Origin of the sequence: Pseudomonas emilianonis (assembly GCF_023072625.1) — a bacterium.
GTDB classification, from domain to species: Bacteria; Pseudomonadota; Gammaproteobacteria; order Pseudomonadales; family Pseudomonadaceae; genus Aquipseudomonas; species Aquipseudomonas paraveronii.
Map to the genome: position 1 here is coordinate 1 of NZ_JAKNRV010000039.1, position 22,958 is coordinate 22,958.

A 22,958-nucleotide genomic window follows, 5' to 3' on the forward strand; every position below is an offset into this window, starting at 1 on the left:
TCACCCGCACCCTGCTTGCGGGGCGGGCGTGGCGATGATGACGTGGCTGAACGGACCGTGGTTGCCGCCGTCGGCGTCCAGCAGGTTCCAGTGGTGTTTGCCTTGGAACACTTCGGTGATACGGCAGCCGAACTGCACCGGCAGGTCGTCGAGCAGGGCGCGGGTGATGGCGCTCATGCGCGGCGTGCCGACCCAGCGAATCTGTTCGTCGGGGGAGGGCGTGAGTTGGCCGGACTTGAAGTTATACAGCTGTGGCTTCCATTGCTCGGCCCAGCCGTTGCTTTGCCAGCGTTGCACTTCGTTGACGAAGCGCCGGTCGCGGGCGGTGAAGTACTGGGCGCCCATGTCCAGTGCGCCGGCGTCGCTGCGCTTGCTGGACATGCGGCCACCACTGCCGCGGCTTTTATCGAAGAGTTGTACAACGTGCCCGGCGTCTCGTAACGCTCGGGCGGCGGAGAGACCGGCGATGCCGGTGCCGATGATCGCGATGGGGACAGTCATGGGAGGCCTCGTTTTACCGTTGGGTACAGACTACGCCGACACCAATAGCTGTACAATATTGTTTTTTGGTATAAGTTTTGGCGTACCTGATCGTTTGGCATGACCTATGGTTAAAGCTGAGGCTTAAATCAATGTCACGCCCGATTACAAATGATCCCTGCATATAAAATAGACCAGTGATCGGTGGCGAACGTTACATGAGGAAGATCCCATGCACATTTTGCTGACCGGCGGTACCGGCCTGATCGGCCGTCAACTTTGCCACCATTGGCTGGCGCAAGGGCATCGCCTGACGGTGTGGAGCCGTCACCCTGAACAGGTCGCCAGGTTGTGTGGCGATGCGGTGAGCGGTGTTGCCAGCCTGCAAGAGGTTATCGGCCCGGTGGACGCGGTCATTAATCTGGCCGGCGCGCCGATCGCCGATCGCCTCTGGACGCATAAACGCAAGGCGCTGCTGTGGAGCAGCCGCATCAGCCTGACCGAAACCCTGCTGGCATGGCTGGAAAGCCTGGCGGAGAAACCGGCGGTGTTGATTTCGGGTTCTGCCGTGGGGTGGTACGGCGACGGCGGCGAGCGCGAGCTGACCGAAGCCAGCGGCCCGGTGCAGGACGACTTCCCCAGCCAGTTGTGTGTCGCCTGGGAAGAAACCGCCCAGCGCGCCGAAGCCCTGGGCATTCGTGTGGTGCTGGTGCGTACCGGGTTGGTGCTGGCGGCCGAGGGCGGCTTTTTGTCGCGGCTGTTGCTGCCGTTCAAGCTGGCACTGGGCGGGCCGATCGGTAATGGTCGGCAGTGGATGCCGTGGGTGCATATCAACGATCAAATCGCGCTGATAGATTTTCTTCTGCACCAGCGCGACGCCAGCGGTCCCTATAATGCCTGCGCGCCGCACCCGGTGCGTAACCGCGAGTTTGCCAAGACGTTGGGCGAGGTGCTGCACCGCCCGGCGTTCATGCCCATGCCGGCCTTCGTGTTGAAGGTCGGGTTGGGTGAGTTGTCCGGCTTGTTGCTGGGCGGCCAGAAGGCTTTGCCCGAGCGCCTGTTGGCGGCCGGTTTCACTTTCCAGTTCACTGAGTTGAAGGCGGCCTTGGACGACTTGTCCGGCCGCCTCTAGAGATAGGATGTTGCATGACGGATCACGCGTTGTTACTGGTCAATCTGGGGTCACCGGCGTCTACTTCGGTGGCCGATGTGCGCAGCTACCTCAATCAGTTCTTGATGGACCCTTACGTGATCGACCTGCCGTGGCCGGTGCGGCGCTTGTTGGTGTCGCTGATCCTGATCAAGCGCCCCGAGCAGTCGGCCCATGCCTATGCCTCGATCTGGTGGGAAGAGGGCTCGCCGCTGGTGGTGCTTAGCCAGCGCCTGCAGCAGCAAATGACCGCGCAGTGGACCCAGGGCCCGGTGGAGCTGGCGATGCGTTACGGCGAGCCGTCCCTTGAAACGACCCTGATGCGCCTGGCCGCCCAGGGGATTCAGAAGGTCACCCTGGCGCCTTTGTACCCGCAGTTCGCCGACAGCACCGTGACCACGGTGATTGAAGAAGCCAGGCGGGTGGTGCGCGACAAGAAGCTCAAGGTGCAGTTCTCGATCCTGCAACCGTTCTACGATCAGCCGGAATACCTCGATGCGCTGGTGGCGAGCGTGCGGCCCTATGTGGCGCAGGACTACGATCACTTGCTCCTGAGTTTTCACGGCCTGCCCGAGCGTCATCTGACCAAGCTCGACCCCACCGGCGCGCATTGCTTCAAGGATGCCGATTGCTGCCGCAACGCCTCGCCGCAGGTGCTTGCCACGTGTTACCGCGCGCAGTGCTTCAGCGTCGCCCGCAACTTTGCCGAGCGCATGGGCCTGCCGGACGGCAAATGGTCGGTGGCGTTCCAGTCGCGCCTGGGCCGGGCGAAGTGGATCGAACCTTACACCGAGGCACGCCTGGACGCGTTGGCTCAGCAAGGCGTGAAAAAGCTGCTGGTGATGTGCCCGGCGTTCGTCGCCGACTGCATCGAGACGCTGGAAGAGATTGGCGATCGCGGGCGGGAGCAATTTCGCGCAGCGGGCGGCGAGGAGTTGGTGCTGGTGCCGTGCTTGAACGACAGCGAGCACTGGGCGGTGGCGCTTAACACCCTGTGCGAGCGGGCGCCCGTGGCGCTGTAATGTGGGAGGGGCTTGCTGCCGATAGCGGTCTGTCAGGCACTGGATTAGGTGACTGTTGTATCGCTATCGGGGGCAAGCCCCCTCCCACAGGTTTGACCGCGCGTTACAGGTTGTGAAGGTTCTGTGATAGGCGGGCTATTCTTCTTCCTTCACCGGCGCAGGCGGTGGGCGCAGGCCGATTTCCGCCGACAGATTGAGCTCTTTACCGTTGCGCATCACCTGGATCGTGACCTTGTCGGTCGGCTTGATCCGCGCCACTTGGTTCATTGACTTGCGGCCATCACCGGCCGGTTCGCCGTCGATGTTGAGGATCACATCCCCCAATTGCAGGCCGGCCTTCTGTGCCGGGCCATCGCGGAAGATCCCGGCGACCACGATGCCCGGGCGCCCGGTCAGGCCAAACGACTCGGCCAGTTCCTTGGTCAGCGGCTGCACTTCGATCCCCAGCCAGCCGCGGATCACCTGGCCGTGCTCGACGATCGACTTCATCACTTCCATCGCCAGCTTGACCGGGATCGCAAAACCGATGCCCTGGGAGCCGCCGGACTTGGAGAAAATCGCCGTATTGATGCCGGTCAGGTTGCCGTTGGCATCCACCAGTGCACCGCCGGAGTTGCCGGGGTTGATCGCGGCGTCGGTCTGGATGAAGTCTTCGTAGCTGTTGAGGCCCAACTGGTTACGCCCGGTGGCGCTGATGATGCCCATGGTGACTGTCTGGCCGACGCCGAACGGGTTGCCGATGGCCAGCGCGACATCGCCGACCCGCAGTCCTTCGGAGCGGCCGATGGTGATGGCGGGCAGGCTTTTCAGGTCGATCTTCAACACCGCGAGGTCGGTTTCCGGGTCGCTGCCGACGACGCGAGCCAGGGTTTCGCGGCCGTCGCGCAGGGCCACTACAATCTGGTCGGCACCGGTGGTCACGTGGTTGTTGGTGAGGATGTAGCCTTCCGGGCTCATGATCACACCGGACCCCAGGCTCGATTCCATGCGCCGCTGCTTGGGACTGTTGTCGCCGAAATAGCGGCGGAACTGCGGGTCCTCGAACAGCGGATGCGCCGGCTTGTTGATGACCTTGGTGGTGTACAGGTTGACCACCGCAGGTGCCGCGATGACCACGGCGTCGGCATAGGTCACCGGGCCTTGCACCACCGCGTTGGTTTGCGGGGCCTGTTGCAGGTTCACATCAAGGCTCGGTAAGCCCACCCACTGGGGGAAACGCTGAATAATCAGCATCGCGATCAGCACGCCAGCCAACAATGGCCATCCAAAAAAACGCAGTGCCTTGAGCATCAAGTAAGTCCTGACAGGTTGCAGGGGGCGGGAGAGCGCCCATAATGTCGCGCATTATACGAGGCTGCGAGCGCCTCGGAACGGGATATTTAGGAGTCTTTTATGGCCGTTGCTTTGAGCACCCTCGTCGAGGAAGCGGACCGCTACCTTGGCAGCGCAAAAATTGCCGATTACTGCCCCAACGGCCTGCAGGTCGAGGGGCGCCCGCAGGTGATGCGCATCGTCAGCGGCGTCACCGCCAGCCAGGCATTGCTGGACGCCGCCGTTGAAGCCCAGGCCGATCTGGTGTTGGTCCACCACGGTTATTTCTGGAAGGGCGAAAACCCGTGCATCACCGGCATGAAGCAGCGCCGCCTGAAGACCCTGCTCAAGCACGACATCAGCCTGCTGGCCTACCACCTGCCGCTGGACCTGCACGCCGAGGTCGGCAACAACGTCCAGCTGGCTCGGCAGTTGGACATCACCGTCGAAGGCCCGCTGGACCCGGCCGACCTCAAGATCGTCGGCCTGGTCGGCTCCCTCGCCGAACCGCTGTCGCCGCGTGACTTCGCCCACCGCGTGCAGAGCGTCTTGGGGCGCGAGCCGCTGTTGATCGAAGGCAGCCAGATGATCCGCCGCGTCGGCTGGTGTACCGGTGGTGGCCAGGGCTACATCGACCAGGCGATTGCGGCCGGCGTCGACCTTTACCTGAGCGGCGAAGCCTCCGAGCAGACCTTCCACAGCGCCCGCGAAAACGACATCAGCTTTGTCGCCGCCGGCCATCACGCCACCGAGCGTTACGGGGTGCAGGCATTGGGCGATTACCTGGCGCGGCGTTTCGCCCTGGAGCATTTGTTTATCGATTGCCCCAACCCGATCTAACGAACACCTCCAATAACTGTGAGAGGGGGCTTGCTCCCGATAGCGTTGGTTCAGTCAATGAATGCGTTGAATGGCACACTGCAATCGGGAGCAAGTCGAATCGTCGCACCGCCACTCCCACATTTGACCGCGTTCGGCCGGCCATCGCCGCCAAACCTCGGGGCATATCCATATACCGTTTCGATCTAGCTGGCGCCCTGAATAGAAGCAGGTGCTGTGCTAGCATGCCTCGCTCGAACACGGCCCGCTGGCCGTCCATAAGATCGTTTTTCCGTGAGTAGCCATGGTCGACAAACTGACGCATCTGAAACAGCTGGAGGCGGAAAGCATCCACATCATCCGCGAGGTCGCCGCCGAGTTCGACAACCCGGTGATGCTCTACTCGATCGGTAAAGACTCCGCCGTGATGCTGCACCTGGCGCGCAAGGCGTTCTTCCCGGGCAAGCTGCCGTTCCCGGTGATGCATGTCGACACCCAGTGGAAATTCCAGGAGATGTACACGTTCCGCGACCGCATGGTTGAAGAACTCGGCCTGGACCTGATCACCCACGTCAACCCGGACGGTGTGGCGCAGGGCATCAACCCGTTCACCCACGGCAGCGCCAAGCACACCGACATCATGAAGACCGAAGGCCTCAAGCAGGCTTTGGACAAGTATGGTTTCGACGCCGCGTTCGGCGGTGCCCGTCGGGATGAAGAAAAGTCCCGCGCCAAAGAGCGCGTGTACTCGTTCCGCGACAGCAAGCACCGCTGGGACCCGAAAAACCAGCGCCCGGAGCTGTGGAACGTCTACAACGGCAACGTCAACAAGGGCGAGTCGATCCGTGTGTTCCCGCTGTCCAACTGGACCGAGCTGGACATCTGGCAGTACATCTACCTGGAAGGCATCCCGATCGTACCGCTGTACTTCGCCGCCGAGCGCGATGTGATCGAGAAGAACGGCACGTTGATCATGATCGACGACGACCGCATCCTCGAGCACCTGTCCGACGAAGACAAAGCCCGAATCGTCAAAAAGAAAGTACGTTTCCGTACCCTTGGCTGCTACCCGTTGACGGGCGCGGTGGAGTCCGAAGCCGAGACGCTGACGGACATCATTCAGGAAATGCTCCTGACGCGAACTTCCGAGCGCCAGGGCCGGGTCATCGACCACGATGGTGCCGGCTCGATGGAAGATAAAAAACGTCAAGGCTATTTCTAAGGGGCTGTCATGTCGCATCAATCTGATTTGATCAGCGAGGACATCCTCGCCTACCTGGGCCAGCACGAGCGCAAGGAAATGTTGCGCTTCCTGACCTGTGGCAACGTCGACGACGGCAAGAGCACCCTGATCGGGCGCCTGCTGCACGACTCCAAGATGATCTACGAAGATCACCTGGAAGCCATCACCCGCGATTCGAAGAAGGTCGGCACCACCGGTGACGACATCGACCTGGCGTTGCTGGTCGACGGCCTGCAGGCCGAGCGTGAGCAGGGCATCACCATCGATGTCGCCTACCGCTACTTCTCCACCGCCAAGCGTAAATTCATCATCGCCGACACCCCTGGCCATGAGCAGTACACCCGCAACATGGCCACCGGTGCCTCTACCTGTGACCTGGCGATTATCCTGGTCGACGCGCGCTACGGCGTGCAGACCCAGACCCGTCGCCACAGCTTCATTGCCTCGTTGCTGGGCATCAAGCACATCGTGGTCGCCATCAACAAGATGGACCTCAACGGTTTCGACGAAGGTGTGTTCGAGCAGATCAAGGCCGACTACCTGAAGTTCGCCGACGGCATCGCCTTCAAGCCGAGCACCATGGCGTTCGTACCGATGTCGGCGCTCAAGGGCGACAACGTGGTGAACAAGAGCGAGCGTTCGCCGTGGTACACCGGCCAGTCGCTGATGGAGATCCTCGAGACCGTCGAGATCGCCAACGACCGCAACTACACCGACCTGCGTTTCCCGGTGCAGTACGTCAACCGTCCGAACCTGAACTTCCGCGGTTTTGCCGGCACCCTGGCCAGCGGCATCGTCCATAAGGGCGACGAAGTCGTGGTGTTGCCGTCGGGCAAGAGCAGCCGCGTCAAATCCATCGTCACCTTCGACGGTGAACTGGAGCACGCAGGCCCAGGCCAGGCCGTGACCCTGACCATGGAAGACGAGATCGACATCTCCCGTGGCGACCTGTTGGTGCACGCCGATAACATGCCGCAAGTGACCGACGCCTTCGACGCCATGCTGGTGTGGATGGCCGAAGAACCGATGCTGCCGGGCAAGAAATACGACATCAAGCGCGCCACCAGCTACGTGCCGGGTTCCATCACCAGCATCGTGCATCGCGTGGACGTGAACACCCTGGCCGAAGGCCCGGCAAGTTCGCTGCACTTGAACGAGATCGGCCGGGTCAAGGTCAGCCTCGATGCCGCCGTCGCCCTGGACGGTTACGCGAGCAACCGCACCACCGGCGCGTTCATCGTCATCGACCGCTTGACCAATGGCACTGTGGCCGCGGGCATGATCATCGCGCCGCCGGTTGTCCACGGCAGCGCCGCGCAGCACGGCAAGTTGGCCCATGTGGCCACCGAAGAGCGTGCCCAGCGTTTCGGCCAGCAGCCGGCAACCGTGTTGTTCAGCGGCCTGTCGGGCGCCGGTAAAAGCACCTTAGCCTACGCGGTTGAGCGCAAGTTGTTCGACATGGGCCGTGCAGTGTTTGTACTCGATGGCCAGAACCTGCGTCACGACCTGAACAAAGGGTTGCCGCAGGACCGTGTCGGGCGTACCGAGAACTGGCGTCGTGCGGCTCACGTCGCACGCCAGTTCAACGAAGCCGGCCTGCTGACCCTGGCCGCGTTCGTTGCGCCGGATGCCGAAGGGCGTGAACAGGCCAAGGCGCTGATCGGTGCCGATCGCTTGCTGACGGTCTACGTGCAGGCTTCACCGCTGGTGTGCGCCGAGCGTGATCCGCAAGGCTTGTACGCGGCCGGTGGGGATAACATCCCTGGCGAGTCCTTCCCATACGACGTGCCGTTGAATGCCGATCTGGTGATCGACACCCAGGCCTTGTCGCTGGAAGACAGCGTCAAGCAAGTGCTGGAGCTGTTGCGTCAGCGCGGCGCGATCTAAACCTCACCGCTACAAAAAGCCCGCCACCGAGTGATCGGTGGCGGGCTTTTTTACATTCTCAAGATCGGGCTCGGTCAAATGTGAGAGGGGGCTTGCTCCCGATTGCAGAGTGTCAGTTACAGCATTGGGTCACTGAAGCACCGCTATCGGGGGCAAGCCCCCTCCCACATTTTGATCAGTGGCGGTCTGGATAATCTGTGTGAAGTTGGCTGAGAAGCGCATCCTTCTCTTCCCACAACCGATTGATCCAGCCCTGGAACGCCAATCGATATTCCCCGTCCTGCTCATAATTCTTGCCAATGAACTCAGGCGGGATCGGCACTTCTTCGAACCGCACCACCACGTCCTGCACATTCCCGCACAACAAGTCCCAGTAGCCGGGGCGCCCGGCGGGGTAGTGGATGGTCACATTGACCAATGACTTCAACTGCTCACCCATGGCATCCAGCACAAACGCAATACCGCCGGCCTTGGGCTTGAGCAAGTAGCGAAAGGGCGAGTTCTGCTGTGCATGCTTGCCCGGCGTAAAGCGTGTGCCTTCGGCAAAGTTGAAAATCCCCACCGGGTTGGCGCGAAACTTCGCGCAGGTCTTGCGGGTGGTTTCCAGGTCCTTGCCTTTTTTCTCCGGGTGTTTTTCCAGGTAGGCCTTGGAGTAGCGCTTCATGAACGGAAAGCCCAATGCCCACCAGGCCAGGCCAATCACCGGCACCCAGATCAGTTCCTGCTTGAGAAAGAACTTCAGCGGGCGAATCCGTCGATTGAGCACGTATTGCAGCACCATGATGTCGACCCAGCTCTGGTGGTTGCTGGTCACCAGATACGAGTGCTGGTAGTCCAGTCCTTCCAGGCCTTTAAGGTGCCAGCGGGTGCGCCGCACCAGGTTCATCCACGCCTTGTTGTTGCTGATCCAGGCTTCATGGGTGTGGTTCATCAGCCATTCGCTGAAGCGCTTGGCGAACGGCAGTGCCTTGAACAGCGCGACGATGAACAGGAACGAACACAGCAGGATCGTGTTCAGCGCCAGCAGCAACGACGCGATCACCCCGCGCACGGCGGCAGGTAGAAAATCCAGCATTTAGATCTCCATAGGTCGGTTGGCGGCTTGAATCGCGGTCAGCGCGATGGTGTACACAATGTCGTCGACCTGGGCGCCGCGCGGCAGGTCGTTCACCGGTTTGCGCAGGCCCTGGAGCATCGGCCCCAGGCTGACGCAATCGGCGCTGCGTTGCACCGCCTTGTGGGTGGTGTTGCCGGTGTTCAGGTCGGGGAACACGAAGACCGTGGCCTTGCCCGCCACCAGGCTGTTGGGTGCCAGTTGCCGGGCGACGGTTTCGTTGGCGGCGGCATCGTATTGCAACGGGCCGTCGATCAGCAGCGAGCTTTGCTGTTCATGGGCGAGCAGGGTGGCTTCGCGGACTTTTTCCACTTCTTCGCCGCTGGCCGACTCACCGCTGGAATAGCTGATCATCGCCACCCGTGGCGTGATGCCGAACGCAGCCGCCGAGTCGGCGCTTTGCAGGGCGATTTCCGCCAGTTCGGCGGCGCTCGGGTGCGGGTTCATCACACAGTCGCCGTACACCAGCACCTGTTCGGGGAACAGCATGAAGAACACCGACGACACCAGGGTGCAGCCCGGCGCGGTCTTGATCAGTTGCAGGGCCGGGCGGATGGTATTCGCGGTGGAGTGGATAACCCCGGAGACCAGGCCGTCGACTTCATCGAGCGCGAGCATCATGGTGGCGATCACCACGGTGTCTTCGAGTTGCTGTTCGGCCATCGGCGCGTTGAGGCTCTTGCTCTTGCGCAACGCGACCATTGGTTCGACATAGCGCTCGCGCAAGGCGCCGTGTATCGAAGGGCCCAAGCCGAGCCATGCGCTGGATGGTAAGTCCAGCCGCTACGACATCTACCCGAAAAAAGCACTCAAGTCCTAAGCCATACGCTACAAGCGGTCACCCGTTGCCGCTTGCAGCGGGTTCTCTGCGATAGGCCCGCATAAACAATCCCACCACATCCTGCACATGGGCTTCGGCCGCGTCCTCGCTCAACTGCCCGCCACAGCCATACAACAAGCAGAAGTTCGCGGTGCCCTTGAGCAGGCAGAAGAAGTGTTCGGCTGCGGTAAAGGGCTTGTCGATGCTCAGCGCGCCGCTCTGGTCGATGCGCCCAAGTAGACGCTCCATGCCTTGCAACATGCGCATCGGCCCGGCTTCGAAGAAGACCTGTGAGAGTTTTACGTCCTGATTGCCGGTGGTCATCATCAGGCGGTGCAGGCTCAACGATTCCTTGCTGTTGATCAGGCGATGGAAGCGTCGCCCGATATTCAGCAGCACCGTCTCCACAGGCACGCCCTCGGGCAGCTCGAAGTACATCACCGGCAACTGCTCTTCGCACTTGGCCACCACGGCTGCGGTGAACAAGGTCTCTTTGTCGGTGAAGTGGCTGTAGACGGTCAGTTTCGATACGCCGGCCTCAAGGGCCACGGCATTCATGCTGGTATTTGCGTAACCGTTGCTCAAAAACAGGATTTTCGCTGCTTCGAGGATTGCCTGGCGTTTTGCCATGTCCTTGGGACGCCCAGGGCTGTTGGTGCTGACAGGATTGTAGGACATTTCCGCCTTTAATACTGGACTGGTGAGTTTGGTATTAATAACATACTGTCCAGTATAATTATTCCAAGCTCCATTTGCGAAAGGTCCTTCAGCATGCGCAGCATTCTCTTGCCCCTTGCGTTGCCTGCCAGTCTGGTCGTTCTACTCGCCGCCTGCGGCCATGAAGAGTCGGCCCAGACCACCCTCCGCCCGGCCATGGTGGTGCAACCACAGCCTTCGGCGCAGGCGATGGACAGCTATCCGGGCGAGGTGCGCGCCCGCTATGAGCCGGACCTGGCCTTTCGCATCGGCGGCAAGGTCAGCAAGCGGCAGGTGGAAGAGGGCGCGCGGGTCAAGGCCAATCAACCGTTGGCGGAACTCGACCCGCAGGATGTGCGCCTGCAACTGGAAGCCACTCGCGCCCAGGTGACCGCCGCCGAGGCCAACCTGAGGCTGGTACGTGCCGAGCGTGACCGCTACAAGACCCTGATGGACCGTCAGATGGTCAGCCGTTCCCAGTACGACAATGCGGAAAATCTCTACCGATCGGGTGAAGCACGCCTCAAGCAGATCAAGGCCGAGTTCGATGTGTCCAGTAACCAGGCCGGTTATGCCGTACTCCGTGCCCCGCAGGATGGTGTCGTCGCCAAACGCGCGGTGGAAGTCGGCCAGGTGGTGTCCGCCGGCCAGACCGTGTTCACCCTGGCCACCGATGGCGAGCGTGAAGTGCTGATCAGCCTGCCCGAGCAAGGCTTCGGCCGGTTCAAGGTCGGTCAGCCGGTGTCGGTCGAATTGTGGAGCCAGCCGGACCAGCGGTTTGCCGGACGTATTCGTGAACTGTCGCCCGCCGCCGATCCGAAATCGCGCACTTTCGCCGCTCGCATTGCCTTCAGCGGTGGCAAGGTTCCGGCAGAACTGGGCCAGAGCGCCCGCGTTTTCATACAGGCCGATGGCGTTATTCCGCTGTCGGTGCCGCTGTCCGCCCTGAGCTCGGAGAACGGCGCGTCCTACGTCTGGCGCGTGCAACCGGATAACACCCTTGTGCGTACCCCGGTGCGTATCGGCGCCTTTGGCGAAAAAACCGTACCCGTGCTCGAAGGCTTGAGCCCCACCGATTGGGTGATTGCCGCCGGTGTCCATGTGCTCCATGAGGGCCAACAAGTGCGCCCGGTGGATCGCTCCAACCGGGTGGTGAATCTGGCGGTCAAGGAGTAGTCCCCGATGGGTTTCAATCTTTCCGAATGGGCGTTGCGTAATCGCCAGATCGTACTGTTCCTGATGATCCTGCTGGCGGTGGTCGGCACTCTGTCCTACACCAAGCTGGGGCAAAGCGAAGACCCGCCGTTCACCTTCAAGGCCATGGTGATCAAGACCAACTGGCCCGGAGCCACGGCCCAGGAGGTGTCGCGCCAGGTCACCGAACGCATCGAGAAAAAGCTGATGGAGACCGGCGAGTACGAGCGCATTGTCTCTTTCTCGCGCCCCGGCGAGTCCCAGGTCACTTTCGTCGCCCGCGATGCCATGCGCTCGGCGCAGATTCCCGAGCTGTGGTATCAGGTGCGCAAGAAGATCAGCGATATTCGCCAGACCTTGCCGCCGGATATCCAGGGGCCGTTTTTCAACGATGAATTCGGCACCACCTTTGGCAACATCTACGCCCTGACCGGCGACGGTTTTGACTATGCGGTGCTCAAGGACTACGCCGACCGCATCCAGATTCAACTGCAACGCGTGCCGGATGTGGGCAAGGTCGAACTGCTCGGCCTGCAGGATGAGAAGATCTGGATCGAGTTGTCCAACCTCAAACTCGCCACCCTCGGCTTACCGCTGGCCGCCGTACAACAAGCGTTGCAGGAACAGAACGCCGTCTCCACGGCCGGCTTCTTTGAAACCCCGACTGAGCGCGTGCAACTGCGGGTGTCGGGCAATTTCAAGAGTGTGGAAGAGATCCGTAGCTTCCCGATTCGCGTAGGCGACCGCACCTTCCGTATTGGCGACGTGGCCGATATTCACCGTGGTTTCAATGATCCACCGGCACCGCGCATGCGCTATATGGGCGAAGACGCGATCGGTCTGGCCGTCGCCATGCATGAGGGCGGCGACATTCTGGTATTGGGCAAAGCCCTCGAAGGTGAGTTCGCACGCCTGCAGAAGAACCTTCCGGCGGGCATGCAACTGCGCAAGGTGTCGGACCAACCGGCTGCGGTGAAAACCGGTGTCGGAGAATTCGTCCAAGTGTTGGCCGAGGCGCTGGCCATAGTCTTGCTGGTGAGCTTTTTCTCCCTCGGCGTGCGCACTGGCATGGTGGTGGCCCTGGCGATTCCGCTGGTGCTGGCAATGACCTTTGCCAGCATGTATTACCTCGGCATCGGCCTGCACAAGATTTCCCTCGGCGCCCTGGTGCTGGCCCTGGGCTTGCTGGTGGATGACGCGATCATCGCCGTGGAAATGATGGCGATCAAAATGGAGCAGGGTTACGACCGGCTTAAAGCGGCCAGTTTCGCCTGGACCAGCACCGCGTTCCCGATGCTGACCGGTACGCTGATCACGGCAGCCGGCTTCCTGCCGATCGCCACCGCGCAATCGAGTACCGGTGAATACACTCGCTCGATCTTCCAGGTGGTGACCATCGCGTTGCTCGCCTCGTGGATCGCTGCCGTGGTGTTCGTGCCGTATCTGGGCGAAAAACTCCTGCCGGACCTGGCGAAAATTCATGCGGCCAAACACGGTGCCGACGGTGCCGATCCCTACGGCACACCGTTCTACCAGCGTGTCAGACGTTTGGTCGAGTGGTGCGTCACTCGACGCAAGACCGTGATCGTCCTGACCCTGCTGCTGTTTATCGGCTCGGTCGCGCTGTTTCGTTTTGTGCCGCAACAGTTCTTCCCGGCTTCCGGCCGCCTGGAGTTGATGGTCGACCTGAAACTCACCGAGGGCGCGTCTCTGAGCAACACCGCTGGCCAGGTCAAGCGCCTGGAAGCCCTGCTCAAGGAGCACGCCGGCATCGACAACTACGTGGCCTATGTCGGCACCGGCTCGCCGCGCTTCTATCTGCCCCTCGACCAGCAACTGCCGGCCGCCAGCTTTGCGCAATTTGTGGTGTTGGCCAAGTCCATCGAGGAGCGCGAAAGCCTGCGTATCTGGTTGATCCAAACCCTCAACGAGCATTTTCCCGAGCTGCGTTCACGCGTCACACGCCTGGAAAACGGCCCTCCCGTGGGTTACCCGGTGCAGTTTCGCGTGACCGGCGAGCACATCGAAGAAGTCCGTGCCCTGGCGCGGAAAGTGGCGGCCAAGGTGCGCGAAAATACCCACGTGGTGAACGTGCATTTGGACTGGGAGGAGCCGAGCAAAGTTGTCTACCTCAATATTGACCAGGACCGCGCGCGCGCCCTTGGTGTGAGCACCGCCAACCTGTCGAAATTTCTGCAGAGTTCTCTGACCGGTGCCAGCGTCAGCCAGTACCGGGAGGACAACGAGTTGATCGAAATCCTCCTGCGCGGCACCGTTTACGAGCGCACCGAACTGTCGCTGCTGCCCAGCCTGGCCGTACCGACGGACAACGGTAAAAGCGTCGCGCTGTCGCAGATCGCGACCCTCGAATACGGCTTCGAAGAAGGCATCATCTGGCACCGCAATCGCCTGCCCACCGTGACCGTGCGCGCCGACATCTACGGCAAGGAACAACCGGCGACCCTGGTTCAGCAGATCCTGCCGACCCTCGAAGGCGTGCGCGCCGAACTGCCGGACGGTTACCTACTGGACGTCGGCGGAACCGTCGAGGATTCCGCCCGTGGGCAGAATTCGGTCAAGGCCGGCGTGCCGCTGTTTATCGTGGTGGTGCTGACGTTGCTGATGCTGCAACTACGCAGCTTCTCACGCACGGTGATGGTATTTCTCACGGCGCCCCTGGGCCTGATCGGGGTCACGCTGTTCCTGCTGGTGTTCCGCCAACCCTTCGGCTTCGTGGCGATGCTCGGCACCATCGCCCTGTCAGGGATGATCATGCGCAACTCGGTGATCCTGGTGGACCAGATCGAACAGGACATCAAGGCTGGACTGGCGCCGTGGCAGGCGATTATCGAAGCCACCGTCCGACGTTTCCGGCCGATTGTTCTCACAGCCCTTGCGGCGGTACTGGCGATGATCCCGCTGTCCCGCAGCGTGTTCTTCGGACCGATGGCGGTGGCGATCATGGGCGGGTTGATTGTGGCGACGGCGTTGACGTTGTTGTTTCTGCCCGCGCTTTACGCAGCCTGGTTCCGTGTCAAGAAAGCGAGTGACTAAGCATAATGAAAATAGGCGTATGTAGATAAGTACCTGCGCCTGATGTGCGTTAGAAACAGAATTCAGTTAGTGGGGAAAGCCTTAAACCCGACAGCTGCCAATAGCGCCTGGATATCTCCCACCGGTCCAGTCAGAGGGAAGGCAGTTTCTTCTCGACGGTTTTTATAATCGATGTATTAGTGTCGGCCAGGGGTGAGATTTTTTGTAGTGTAAGATCCAGGTGGCTAACGGAATCGGTATAAAGATGGCAGACAAAACTGTCGTCCCCGGTAATTTTGTAGCACACAACACATTCAGCCATTTGCGCGAGCAACTGTTCCACTTGTTGGAACTTTCCGGTAAAGGGTTTAACCCTGACCAGTGCTTGCAACGCAAAGCCCAGTGCCTGGGCGTCCAACTCAACGCTGAACCCACTGATGACGCCCGCCACTTCAAGACGCTTGAGGCGTTCACTGCAACCGGGGGCGGACAATCCCACTTGCCGGCTAAGGGCGCGAATAGACGTGCGGGCGTTCTGGTGAAGGGCGACAATCAGAGCGCGGTCAATAGGGTCTAGCCTCTGGTCGCTCTTTGTAAGCTTTTTCATTAGATGGACCTTACGAATATTGATGGAATAGCATGAAAATCTTACATACCACAGATCGATGAAAAATGAATGGATTTTTTCAACGCGGCTAACTATTGTTTTGCCAGCAGTCTCTGCAGTACTGCGCAGCTCACTTAACGGCGTGCTGTGATGTTTCTATTTCAACTTGATCTACATTGTCGAGGGAACGAAATGAACTACGTACTTGATGTGGCTAGCTTGCAACAACATCACAATAATAACTTTCCTGCCGAAAAGATATTTTCATTGCGTCATGAGTTTGCCCGAAATGGGTTTTTAAAGTTGCGCGATATTGTCGACGATCACTTGCGCGAAAACATAACAGCTGAAGTCAAGGGGTTGATTGATCGGCAACTCGAACGCCGCGACCTGCACTTGGCAACTACTGACAATACGCCTCGCTATATGAGCGTCGTGCGCAGCGAATTCATCGCTGAAAACAGCCCTATGATCAACTCGCTGTCGAAGTGCCAGGTATTGCTCGACACGTTGTCCCAGATTGCAGATACACGGATCGTCCCATCGGTCTCCAAGGACGAGGAGTACCTGATTACCAAGCAGGAGCGTAAAGGCGATACCCATGGCTGGCATTGGGGCGATTACAGTTTCGCGCTGATCTGGATTATCGAAACGCCGCCCATCGCAAAAGGAGGGATGCTGCAATGCGTTCCTCACACTTCGTGGGACAAAGCCAACCCCAGGATTCACGAGCTTTTGTGCAGCAACCCGATTGCCACCTACGGTTTCAATACGGGTGATGTTTATTTCCTGCGCACGGACACCACGCTGCATCGCACCATCCCACTTAATGAGGACGCTACCCGGATCATCCTCAACATGACCTGGGCCGCTGAAAAAGACCTCAGTCGAAACCTGCATGGCAATGACCGCTGGTGGGAAGACGAGCACGCGCAGGCGGCAAAAAGTCTGACGTAAAGCACGGCGATCCGGCTGTTATATGGACATACGGGATGATGATCATGCACGACACTCAATGCCTTCAGCAGGCCAGTACCTTACTCAAACAGGCGCAGTCACACGCAGCAATGGCCGACTTGGTCAGGGCGGCAGTCTCTAGAAATGAACAGTGGCGTGGCCAGCAGTGCATCAATCTCGTCGCCGCCGAGTCACCCACCAGCCCGTCCGTGCGCGCTCTGCTGTCCAGTGAGGTGGGCACCCGTGCATCGGGCGGGCATATCGGGCGGGACAACCGCTTCTTCTCAGGGATGAAGAATATCGACGAGCTGGAATCGCTCTGCGTGGAACTGCTGAAAATCGCGTTTCGTGCCGAGCATGCCGATCATCGATTGATGGGCGGCATGGCGGCGGTGCTTGCGGCCTATACGGCCCTCGCTCGCCCTGAGGACAGTGTCATGACCGTACCGGTGATCAGAGGCGGAGACACCAGTAACAGAACCAACGGGCCTCCCGGGGTGCGCGGGCTCAAGGTATGGGACATTCCCTATATCCACAAAACTGCGGATATTGATCTTACGCGGTTTAGCGAAATTGCCCGAGTCATGAAGCCAAAAGTGATTGGCTTGGGTATGACGCTGACCCTTTTTCCCCTGCCTGTTGCCGACATCAAAGGCATCGTTTCTCCGTGGGACGGCAAAGTCTATTTTGACGCTGCGCACCAATTGGGCCTGATCAGCGCGGGCCTGTTTCAGGACCCATTGGCTGAGGGCGCCGACCTGATGACCGGTTCCTCCGGGAAGACCTTCAGTGGCCCCCAAGGCGGCGTGATTGTGTGGAACGACGCGAGATTGACGTCACCTTTGCATGAGGCGATTTTCCCGACGCTGACGGGCAGCCATCAAATCAATCGGGTCGCGGCACTCGCCGTGGCGGCGACGGAGATGTTGGAATACGGGCAGGCCTACATGAAACAAGTGGTCAGTAATGCACAGGCGTTGGCGCTGCACCTGGAGCACTGGGGTGTGAATGCCTTCTATCGAGAGCAGGGCTACACCCGCACTCACCAGATCGTGATCGATTCAAAACCTTTTGCCTGTGGCCGCGAAGCGGTGCGGCGGCTGGAGGCTGCCAATATCATTGCCAACGAGATGCCGCTGCCTTGGGATACAGACCCCTACAACGAAACGGGCATTCGGTTGGGCACCGTCGAAGTGACCCGCTTGGGAATGAAAGAACGCGAGATGGCTTGGATCGCCGAGCAGATTGCCAAGGTACTGCTGCATCAAGAAGATCCTATGGCGGTCGCCAATGGCGTGATCGACTTTATGAAGAATCACAGGACCGTTTATTACTGCCATGAACAGGGGCTGCCTCGCTAAGCCATTACGAATATTCTTCTGAGGGGATCTGTATGCCCGACACTGCACTGTCCGTTTACCCGGCGCTATTCACCTTTGCCGTCGCCGCCATCGCCCTGCTTGCCAGCCCGGGTCCTGCCACCCTGGCGTTGGCGGCGAGCGGGGCCGCTTATGGCATGCGGCGTTCGACCCGGTTTTTCGTAGGGATCACGCTGGGGTTGGTGATCGCCATGGCATTGGTCGCCACGGGCCTGTATGTGGTTTTGCACAGCTTTCCGGTGCTGGCGACGGCACTGACGGTCATCTCCGTAGTTTATATTTTGTGGCTGGCCTACCGCATTGGCACTGCGCCGCCCATCAGGGACGAGCAGTCCGTGTTTACACCGGGCTGGGGCGCGGGGTTTGTGCTGGGTGTTGCGAATGTCAAGGCCTATGCCGCATTTGCCGCGTTGTTGGGCAGTTTCACCCTGGGCACTACAGCTGCCTGGGAGCAGGCGACGAAAGCATTGATCTGTCTGCTGGTGTGTGTGGTCTTCGACTTTCTGTGGCTCTACGCGGGCAGCAGGATGCGCAAGTTATTCATCCATCCCACGTGGAACCGACGACTTAACGTAAGCTTCGCGATTTTGATGATAGCGACGGTCGCCTGGTCATTCACGCTGACGCAATAGCGCTGTCGGTGGAAAGACCATTGATTATTTCCGAGCGAGGATAGTTTTTATGTTTGGGACCGTTTCTGCACTGGTGTTGCTACTGGTCGTGCCTGGGCCGACCAATACCCTGTTAATGCGTGCAGGGGTACTGTTTGGGTTTGCAGCTTCATGGCGCATGGCATTTATCGAATGCCTGGCGTACCTGCTTCAGGTTTCTGTTTGGGGGGCCGTGTTGTTCTATGTGTCGGCCTGGTCTCCCTGGGCCGTGAAAGTCACGCAGACGGCTGCCGTCTGCTATCTGCTTCAACTGTCCTTCACTTTGTGGCAACGCAAGAGCACTGCTGTCGACCCTGGCACGGACCGCTTCTCCGGGTGGTACTTCTTCTGGCTGACGGTGGTGAACCCCAAGGGCCTGCTGATTGTTTCGTTTATTGCCCCGATCAGCGCATTTGCCACGCTGCCAGGGTACGCCGAGTTCATGTCCACGCTTGCGTTGGTGGTGATACCTGTAGGGTCTGCCTGGATCTTGCTGGGCAGTCGGTTCGAAGGGGGTCAAAAGGCGTGGCTGACGCCGTTGAACATCAACCGGGCTACCGCGGTGGCCATTGGGTGTTTTGCCACGGTTCTACTGGGGCGCCTGGCTGACTCGATTTTCAACTGAAGCGACGCAGTATTTCACACGCAGGAAGGAACCGTTTTTACCCTTGCGTCCACACAGGATTAGCCGACCGAGCGGTTCCCGCGTATGAGATGCGGGGCGGGGAGTGGGCATTAATCTGAATAGGACGGGGTGTGTATGCTTTTACCTTTGCTGGCGTTACCGATGCAATTCGCGGGCTCGATGCTTGGGCTTGGAAATATGTTTGGACAGAATCAGCCAAACGCCAATCGCGATATCAATATTAATATCAACAACGATAACCATAACGTCAATACGGCTTCGTCCAGCTCTCATAGCACGCACATGTCTCACGGGGCCGCTCGACGCGCTTCGCACATCCACTATTGAGCCTATTCGTCAACGCCGCCGGGCGTGAGCATGGGGCGCTTGGTTCGGGGGCTTGATGGACGGTTCGGCGAAAAAAACAAGGCCCTGACGATGTCAGGGCCTTTTTTCTGCTCACCTCGTGTGGCGTTAAAGCGCGCCAAACACCTTCTTCGCCAAACTGGTCGCCGCAGCGGCCGGGTTTTTGCGAATCGTCTCTTCCTGCTGCGCAATCATCTTGAACAAACCATCCAGCGCTTGTTCCGTCACGTAGTTTTCGACGGTGGCACTGTTGGCATCGACCGCGCCAAACGCTGCGGCCTTGCCTGCCAGGGCGTTGTACTGCTGGGCCACGCCGACCTTGTCGGTGGCGGCCTTGACGATCGGCAGGAACTTGGCGCGGATGGCTTCGCGGCTGCTTTTGTTCAGGTACTGGGTGGCCGAGTCCTGGCCGCCGGTGAGGATGCCCTTGGCGTCGGTCACGCTCATGTTTTTCACCGCGTTGACCAGGATTGGCTGGGCCTGGGTCACGGCGGTCTCAGCGGCTTTGTTCATGCTGGTTTCGAGCTGCTCGACCTGTTCACCCATGCCGAACATCTTCAGCTTGTCGGCGACTTTGCCCAGTTTTCCCGGCAGGCCGATCTTGACTTCGGGGTTGTTGCTGAAACCACCCGGTACACCCAGTTGTTTCACGGCGATCTGCGCGCCTTGGGTCAAAGCATCCTTGAGGCCGCCGGTGGCGTCGCCCTGGGACAGGCTGCCAAGGGACAGCGCCATGGCATTGGCACCGAGCAGCAGGCCGGCGCACAGGGCAGTGAGGCGAAGGGAATTACGGAGCATGGACGCTTCCTTATGATCTGCAAATAATCAGTGTGCGACCGCGTCAACCCGCAGGCGCAGCGGTTGGGAGTCTTGACCATTGAGTTGCACGGCGTGCCGCTCGGTGGTGATAAACAGTAGCTTGCCGTCTACTTCGATGCGAGCGCTGACCGAGTAACTGTGGCCCGGCTTGACCTGGGCCGGGTCGTAGCTCAAGTGGAACGGCAGCGGCACCTGGCCTTTGACCGGGCCTTTCTGCTCGGCCAGGGTCACGGCCGGAGCGTCCATCAGCGATACGTCCTGCAGGCTGACGCTCAAGATGGCCGTCGGCGGCAGCGCGATGCGTTGCAGGTAGAACACTTCGCCATCAAGGCTGGCCTTGGGCGCGGGGTTCATCGAATGACAGGCTCCGAGCAGGGCGGTCAGGCCCAGGAGGATGATCTTTTTCATGGTGTAGCTCCTTTTCAACGGCGCCGTAACCCTGCGACGCCTTATTCAATCTAGCGGCTTTATTCCGGTTTGAGGGCTTCAGCTTCGACCGGCGCTTCGACCGGCGCTTCGGCCGCGCCGTCGACGCGATGCAGGGCGACCTGACGGATCGACAAACGAATCTCGGCCGGCAGCACCCGTTTAGCCGCGCCCTCAGCCAGATCACCGAGCTGGTCGTGATAGCTCAACTTGCCGGCTTCGTCGCGGCGCAGCACATCTTGCTCCAGCAACGTCTGAATAAAATGTCGGAAAAGGCTCTTGTCGAAGAACTCCGGGGCGTTGAGGCCATGCAGGATCGATAGGCGCTGGGCCATGATCGTACACAGGTCTTCCAGCTCTTCGGCGCTGATGCTGCTCTGGCCGCTGTTGAGCAGCAGCGAGATCGCCATGTAGAAGCGTTGCAGGGTCTGGGCGATGCTTTTGGACAGCAGTGTCAGCAGCACAAAGTGCCGCGAACTTGGCGCCGGGCGCAGGTACACGTTGTTCTCGAAGCGCAGCAGGCCTTGTTCGACAAACGCCTCCAGCCATTGGTCGATCACCGGGTCCAGTTCCTCCATCGACCAGCGGATAAACAGCTCCGATTGCAGGTACGGGTACAGCGCATGGGTGTAGCGCAGAATCTGCTCGCGGCTCATGCGCGAGCTGCTCTGGAAGAAGCTCGCCAGCAGCGCCGGCAAGGCAAAGATATGCAGCACGTTATTGCGGTAGTAGGTCATCAGGACCGCGTTTTGCTCGTCCAGGTACAGAATCTTGCCGAGGGCATCGCTCTGTTCCGACAGCAGGTTCATGTCCTTGACGTGTTTGATCAGCGCCATGCCATCCCCTTCGGGCAGGGTGGTATAGGGCGAGTAGGGCACACGGCGCAGCAGCGCCAGGTACAGGTCCAACTGGCGGGCCATGGCCTGTTCATCCAGGGCCAGGCGCGTGGTCGACAGCAACGCCAGGGCCACCAGGTTCACCGGGTTGATCGCTGCCGCTTCGTTCAAGTGGCGCGCCACCTGTTCGCTGAGGCGGTTGGTGGTTTGGTTGAGCCACGCCGGTTTGTAGTGGGGCCCCAGTTCCTGGGCGCGCCAGCCCGGTTGCTCGGCATCGAGGAATTGCGCCAGTTTGATCGGTTCACCGAAGTTGACGGCGACCTGGCCAAAACGCTGCTTGAGCGCACCGACCACCTTGAAAATATCGAAGATCGACTCTTTCTTCTTGCTCGCACCGCGCAACTCACCGAGGTAGGTGCGGCCTTCGAGCACACGCTCATAGCCGATATACACCGGCACGAACACGATCGGCATACGCGAGGAGCGCAGGAAACTGCGCAACGTGATCGCCAACATGCCGGTTTTCGGTTGCAGCATGCGCCCGGTGCGCGAACGTCCGCCTTCGACGAAGTACTCCACCGGGAACCCCTTGGTGAACAGGGTATGCAGGTATTCGTTGAACACCGAGGTGTACAGCGGATTGCCCTTGAAGGTGCGCCGCATGAAAAACGCACCGCCTCGGCGCAGCAGGCTGCCGATCACCGGCATGTTCAGGTTGATGCCGGCGGCAACGTGCGGCGGTGTCAGGCCGTTCTTGAACAGCAGGTAGGACAGCAGCAGGTAGTCGATGTGGCTACGGTGACAGGGGACGTAGATCACTTCGTAACCCTGGGCAACCTTTTGCACGCCCTCGATGTTATTGACCTTGATGCCGTCGTAGATCTTGTTCCAGAACCAGCTCAGCACCACTTCCAGGAAGCGGATCGCGGTGTAGGTGTAGTCCGAGGCAATTTCATTGCCGTAGCGCAGCGCCTGGGCCTTGGCTTTTTCCGGGCTGATCTTTTCGCGTTCGGCTTCATCAAGGATGGCCTGGCGCACCAGCGGCATATTCACCAGGCCCTTCACCAGGTTACGGCGGTGGGACAGGTCGGGGCCGATCACTGCGGTTTTCAGGTTACGAAAGTGTACGCGCAGGATGCGTTGGGCCATGCGCACGGTGCGTTCGTGGCCTTTATTGTGCTCGATCAATTCACGCAGGTTGATTGGCGCGGAGAATTGCACGCGGGTCTTGCGCCCGAGGATCAGGATGCTCAGCAGCCGGCGCAGGCGCCCGGTGACGGCCCAGCTGTCGGCGAACAGCAGTTTCCAGGGGCTGGACTCGCTGTCGGGCGACTGCCCCCAGAACACGCTGACCGGAATGATTTGTGCATTCTCTTGTGCGTGTGCGCTGAGGGTGTTGACCATCTGAGGTCTTTGTCCAGGTACAAAAAAACCGACATCGCTGTCGGTTTTTTTGTGCGCGCCTGTTTACTTGATCAGCCGCCAGGTCCACGGGTAGCGGTAGGCCGTGCCGTTGTTGGCCTT

The 22,958-nt window shown here is 60.0% G+C and carries 17 protein-coding genes and 4 pseudogenes; 12 read left to right on the forward strand and 9 right to left on the reverse strand.

Annotated features, from left to right (window positions below; all coding sequences use genetic code 11):
• Positions 1-12 precede the first annotated feature (12 nt).
• Positions 13-501 (reverse strand): annotated as a pseudogene (locus L9Z73_RS07055) (NAD(P)/FAD-dependent oxidoreductase); the annotation flags it as partial.
• A 211-nt stretch (positions 502-712) separates the two neighbouring features.
• Between L9Z73_RS07055 and L9Z73_RS07060 the strand changes: the two are divergent.
• Positions 713-1,612, forward strand: a complete 900-nt coding sequence (locus tag L9Z73_RS07060; protein ID WP_247397879.1) for a TIGR01777 family oxidoreductase — start codon at positions 713-715, stop codon at positions 1,610-1,612.
• A gap of 14 nt (positions 1,613-1,626) precedes the next feature.
• Positions 1,627-2,652, forward strand: coding sequence for a ferrochelatase (gene hemH / locus L9Z73_RS07065; protein WP_247397882.1), 1,026 nt, complete (start codon positions 1,627-1,629; stop codon positions 2,650-2,652).
• Positions 2,653-2,787: 135 nt separating this feature from the next.
• On the opposite strand, the gene algW is transcribed toward hemH, so the two are convergent.
• Positions 2,788-3,942: a Do family serine endopeptidase AlgW gene (gene algW / locus L9Z73_RS07070; RefSeq protein ID WP_247397884.1), complete on the reverse strand. Its 1,155-nt coding sequence runs from the start codon at positions 3,940-3,942 to the stop codon at positions 2,788-2,790.
• A 102-nt stretch (positions 3,943-4,044) separates the two neighbouring features.
• On the opposite strand from algW, the gene L9Z73_RS07075 reads away from it, so the two are divergent.
• From L9Z73_RS07075 to cysN, 3 genes are all read left to right on the forward strand, one after another.
• Positions 4,045-4,803 carry a Nif3-like dinuclear metal center hexameric protein gene (locus L9Z73_RS07075; RefSeq protein ID WP_247397886.1) on the forward strand — a complete coding sequence of 253 codons (759 nt, stop codon included), beginning with the start codon at positions 4,045-4,047 and terminating at the stop codon, positions 4,801-4,803.
• Positions 4,804-5,086: 283 nt separating this feature from the next.
• A complete protein-coding gene (gene cysD, locus L9Z73_RS07080) occupies positions 5,087-6,004 on the forward strand; it encodes a sulfate adenylyltransferase subunit CysD (protein WP_010565604.1) in 918 nt (305 codons plus the stop codon).
• A gap of 9 nt (positions 6,005-6,013) precedes the next feature.
• Positions 6,014-7,912, forward strand: coding sequence for a sulfate adenylyltransferase subunit CysN (gene cysN, locus L9Z73_RS07085; protein WP_247397888.1), 1,899 nt, complete (start codon positions 6,014-6,016; stop codon positions 7,910-7,912).
• A 175-nt stretch (positions 7,913-8,087) separates the two neighbouring features.
• On the opposite strand, the gene L9Z73_RS07090 is transcribed toward cysN, so the two are convergent.
• Both L9Z73_RS07090 and pta read right to left on the reverse strand, forming a co-directional pair.
• Positions 8,088-8,987 carry an acyltransferase gene (locus tag L9Z73_RS07090; protein WP_247397890.1) on the reverse strand — a complete coding sequence of 300 codons (900 nt, stop codon included), beginning with the start codon at positions 8,985-8,987 and terminating at the stop codon, positions 8,088-8,090.
• Positions 8,988-9,752: pseudogene (gene pta / locus L9Z73_RS07095) on the reverse strand (phosphate acetyltransferase); the annotation flags it as partial. It abuts the gene before it with no gap.
• Here pta and L9Z73_RS07100 point away from each other — a divergent pair.
• Positions 9,742-9,846, forward strand: a pseudogene (locus L9Z73_RS07100) (class I SAM-dependent methyltransferase); the annotation flags it as partial. The pseudogenes pta and L9Z73_RS07100 sit on opposite strands and share 11 nt — an antisense overlap.
• Before the next feature lie 18 nt (positions 9,847-9,864).
• On the opposite strand, the gene L9Z73_RS07105 reads toward L9Z73_RS07100, so the two are convergent.
• Positions 9,865-10,524, reverse strand: coding sequence for a TetR/AcrR family transcriptional regulator (locus L9Z73_RS07105; RefSeq protein WP_247397892.1), 660 nt, complete (start codon positions 10,522-10,524; stop codon positions 9,865-9,867).
• 93 nt (positions 10,525-10,617) lie between these two features.
• Here L9Z73_RS07105 and L9Z73_RS07110 point away from each other — a divergent pair, with 93 nt between their 5' ends.
• Both L9Z73_RS07110 and L9Z73_RS07115 read left to right on the forward strand, forming a co-directional pair.
• Positions 10,618-11,718 (forward strand): efflux RND transporter periplasmic adaptor subunit, encoded by a 1,101-nt coding sequence (locus L9Z73_RS07110; RefSeq protein WP_247397894.1) that lies wholly within the window; start codon positions 10,618-10,620, stop codon positions 11,716-11,718.
• A 6-nt stretch (positions 11,719-11,724) separates the two neighbouring features.
• Positions 11,725-14,790: an efflux RND transporter permease subunit gene (locus tag L9Z73_RS07115; protein WP_247397896.1), complete on the forward strand. Its 3,066-nt coding sequence runs from the start codon at positions 11,725-11,727 to the stop codon at positions 14,788-14,790.
• Positions 14,791-14,920: 130 nt separating this feature from the next.
• Here L9Z73_RS07115 and L9Z73_RS07120 read toward each other — a convergent pair whose 3' ends face one another.
• Positions 14,921-15,376: an Lrp/AsnC family transcriptional regulator gene (locus tag L9Z73_RS07120; RefSeq protein ID WP_247397898.1), complete on the reverse strand. Its 456-nt coding sequence runs from the start codon at positions 15,374-15,376 to the stop codon at positions 14,921-14,923.
• Between the two features lie 192 nt (positions 15,377-15,568).
• Between L9Z73_RS07120 and L9Z73_RS07125 the strand changes: the two genes are divergently transcribed.
• From L9Z73_RS07125 to L9Z73_RS07140, 4 genes are read left to right on the forward strand one after another with little or no spacing between them, the layout of a single operon-like run.
• A complete protein-coding gene (locus L9Z73_RS07125) occupies positions 15,569-16,333 on the forward strand; it encodes a HalD/BesD family halogenase (RefSeq protein ID WP_247397900.1) in 765 nt (254 codons plus the stop codon).
• A 35-nt stretch (positions 16,334-16,368) separates the two neighbouring features.
• A complete protein-coding gene (glyA, locus tag L9Z73_RS07130) occupies positions 16,369-17,694 on the forward strand; it encodes a serine hydroxymethyltransferase (protein ID WP_247397903.1) in 1,326 nt (441 codons plus the stop codon).
• Positions 17,695-17,726: 32 nt separating this feature from the next.
• Positions 17,727-18,344 (forward strand): LysE family translocator, encoded by a 618-nt coding sequence (locus tag L9Z73_RS07135; protein WP_247397905.1) that lies wholly within the window; start codon positions 17,727-17,729, stop codon positions 18,342-18,344.
• A gap of 49 nt (positions 18,345-18,393) precedes the next feature.
• Positions 18,394-18,987: a LysE family translocator gene (locus L9Z73_RS07140; RefSeq protein ID WP_247397908.1), complete on the forward strand. Its 594-nt coding sequence runs from the start codon at positions 18,394-18,396 to the stop codon at positions 18,985-18,987.
• 474 nt (positions 18,988-19,461) lie between these two features.
• Here L9Z73_RS07140 and L9Z73_RS07145 read toward each other — a convergent pair whose 3' ends face one another.
• From L9Z73_RS07145 to plsB, 3 genes and pseudogenes are all read right to left on the reverse strand, one after another.
• Complete coding sequence (locus L9Z73_RS07145; protein ID WP_247397911.1) at positions 19,462-20,151, reverse strand: DUF4197 domain-containing protein; 690 nt, start codon at positions 20,149-20,151, stop codon at positions 19,462-19,464.
• 27 nt (positions 20,152-20,178) lie between these two features.
• Positions 20,179-20,580 carry a YbaY family lipoprotein gene (locus L9Z73_RS07150; protein ID WP_247397912.1) on the reverse strand — a complete coding sequence of 134 codons (402 nt, stop codon included), beginning with the start codon at positions 20,578-20,580 and terminating at the stop codon, positions 20,179-20,181.
• A gap of 59 nt (positions 20,581-20,639) precedes the next feature.
• A pseudogene (plsB, locus tag L9Z73_RS07155) lies at positions 20,640-22,835 on the reverse strand (glycerol-3-phosphate 1-O-acyltransferase PlsB); the annotation flags it as partial.
• Between the last annotated feature and the right edge of the window lie 123 nt (positions 22,836-22,958).

What these genes read in the sequence shown, in the direction of transcription:
- L9Z73_RS07060 (WP_247397879.1), top strand. Translation starts at nt 713, where the DNA reads ATGCACATTTTGCTGACCGGCGGTACCGGCCTGATCGGCCGTCAACTT.
- hemH (WP_247397882.1), top strand. Translation starts at nt 1,627, where the DNA reads ATGACGGATCACGCGTTGTTACTGGTCAATCTGGGGTCACCGGCGTCT.
- algW (WP_247397884.1), bottom strand. Translation starts at nt 3,942, where the DNA reads ATGCTCAAGGCACTGCGTTTTTTTGGATGGCCATTGTTGGCTGGCGTG.
- L9Z73_RS07075 (WP_247397886.1), top strand. Translation starts at nt 4,045, where the DNA reads ATGGCCGTTGCTTTGAGCACCCTCGTCGAGGAAGCGGACCGCTACCTT.
- cysD (WP_010565604.1), top strand. Translation starts at nt 5,087, where the DNA reads ATGGTCGACAAACTGACGCATCTGAAACAGCTGGAGGCGGAAAGCATC.
- cysN (WP_247397888.1), top strand. Translation starts at nt 6,014, where the DNA reads ATGTCGCATCAATCTGATTTGATCAGCGAGGACATCCTCGCCTACCTG.
- L9Z73_RS07090 (WP_247397890.1), bottom strand. Translation starts at nt 8,987, where the DNA reads ATGCTGGATTTTCTACCTGCCGCCGTGCGCGGGGTGATCGCGTCGTTG.
- L9Z73_RS07105 (WP_247397892.1), bottom strand. Translation starts at nt 10,524, where the DNA reads ATGTCCTACAATCCTGTCAGCACCAACAGCCCTGGGCGTCCCAAGGAC.
- L9Z73_RS07110 (WP_247397894.1), top strand. Translation starts at nt 10,618, where the DNA reads ATGCGCAGCATTCTCTTGCCCCTTGCGTTGCCTGCCAGTCTGGTCGTT.
- L9Z73_RS07115 (WP_247397896.1), top strand. Translation starts at nt 11,725, where the DNA reads ATGGGTTTCAATCTTTCCGAATGGGCGTTGCGTAATCGCCAGATCGTA.
- L9Z73_RS07120 (WP_247397898.1), bottom strand. Translation starts at nt 15,376, where the DNA reads ATGAAAAAGCTTACAAAGAGCGACCAGAGGCTAGACCCTATTGACCGC.
- L9Z73_RS07125 (WP_247397900.1), top strand. Translation starts at nt 15,569, where the DNA reads ATGAACTACGTACTTGATGTGGCTAGCTTGCAACAACATCACAATAAT.
- glyA (WP_247397903.1), top strand. Translation starts at nt 16,369, where the DNA reads ATGATGATCATGCACGACACTCAATGCCTTCAGCAGGCCAGTACCTTA.
- L9Z73_RS07135 (WP_247397905.1), top strand. Translation starts at nt 17,727, where the DNA reads ATGCCCGACACTGCACTGTCCGTTTACCCGGCGCTATTCACCTTTGCC.
- L9Z73_RS07140 (WP_247397908.1), top strand. Translation starts at nt 18,394, where the DNA reads ATGTTTGGGACCGTTTCTGCACTGGTGTTGCTACTGGTCGTGCCTGGG.
- L9Z73_RS07145 (WP_247397911.1), bottom strand. Translation starts at nt 20,151, where the DNA reads ATGCTCCGTAATTCCCTTCGCCTCACTGCCCTGTGCGCCGGCCTGCTG.
- L9Z73_RS07150 (WP_247397912.1), bottom strand. Translation starts at nt 20,580, where the DNA reads ATGAAAAAGATCATCCTCCTGGGCCTGACCGCCCTGCTCGGAGCCTGT.